The 790-nt window shown below is 54.6% G+C and carries 1 protein-coding gene; it reads right to left on the bottom strand.

The window, feature by feature from the left end:
• Positions 1 to 64: 64 nt before the first annotated feature.
• Positions 65 to 610 (bottom strand): hypothetical protein, encoded by a 546-nt coding sequence (locus ACOCD2_RS23285; RefSeq protein WP_374113848.1) that lies wholly within the window; start codon positions 608 to 610, stop codon positions 65 to 67.
• Positions 611 to 790: the final 180 nt, after the last annotated feature.

Raw genomic sequence — 790 nt, 5'->3', positions numbered from 1 at the left:
CTATCTCAACCATGTGCTACAGCATATTGGGAACGCCAAGATGGTTGAGGACGTCGAAGCCTTGCTACCCTGGAACACCTCCCTCAACAAGATGCAAAAGGGTTGATTCTTTGGCGCTTACGAAAAATGCGCCACCGTCCGCATTGCCCGGCAGTACCGCATCGAAATACTGTTGCCTGCCCGAGATGTCTTTCTCGCCGCCGGCGATCAGGATGGACGGTACCGCGACTATTGCGGGATCACTCATACGGGCGTGGCCAAACTGTTCGGGTGACAGTTCCAGGCCTTTTTCATCGACGACCACCAACTGATAATTCTGAAAGCTGCTGTTGCCTGCCTTGAGTTGGAAGAAAGCTTCTGCGGAAGTCGCAGCGGTCTCGACCTCGCAGCCCCAGCGTTCCAGTATTTGTCTGTAGCGTCTCGCAAAGACAGGGTTGGAGGAAATCACCAGGGCGTGAATGCCTTCAAAGCTGTGTACCTGGCCGACTGTCCCGGCGGTGTCAGTGATGCCCAGATCGATTTCGAACCAGAAGGTCGATCCTTTTCCTTCCAGGCTGTCTACATTGAGCGCTCCCCCCATCAGTTTTACCAGTTGCCTTGAAATGGCCATACCGAGGCCGCTGCCGCCGTAGCGGCGAGTGGTGGAATTGTCGGCCTGCTCAAAAAGTTCGGCTCTTCAGCAGAATCTGTGGGTAAACTCAGGCTGGGGTAAAGCCCCAAGTGCATGATACAAAGCGATTTCCGCGCCCCGATACGTCCGAAAACCGAAGGATTTTCTGGAGGTCAGTTT

This window comes from Thiolapillus sp. (assembly GCF_048562965.1).
Taxonomy (GTDB): Bacteria; Pseudomonadota; Gammaproteobacteria; order Chromatiales; family Chromatiaceae; genus Thiolapillus; species Thiolapillus brandeum_A.
Note: the sequence above shows the minus strand (reverse complement) of the source record. Positions and strands in the feature narration are given on the sequence as shown.

Excerpts from the sequence above, each read along its gene's own strand:
- ACOCD2_RS23285 (WP_374113848.1), bottom strand. The coding sequence starts at position 610 with ATGGCCATTTCAAGGCAACTGGTAAAACTGATGGGGGGAGCGCTCAAT.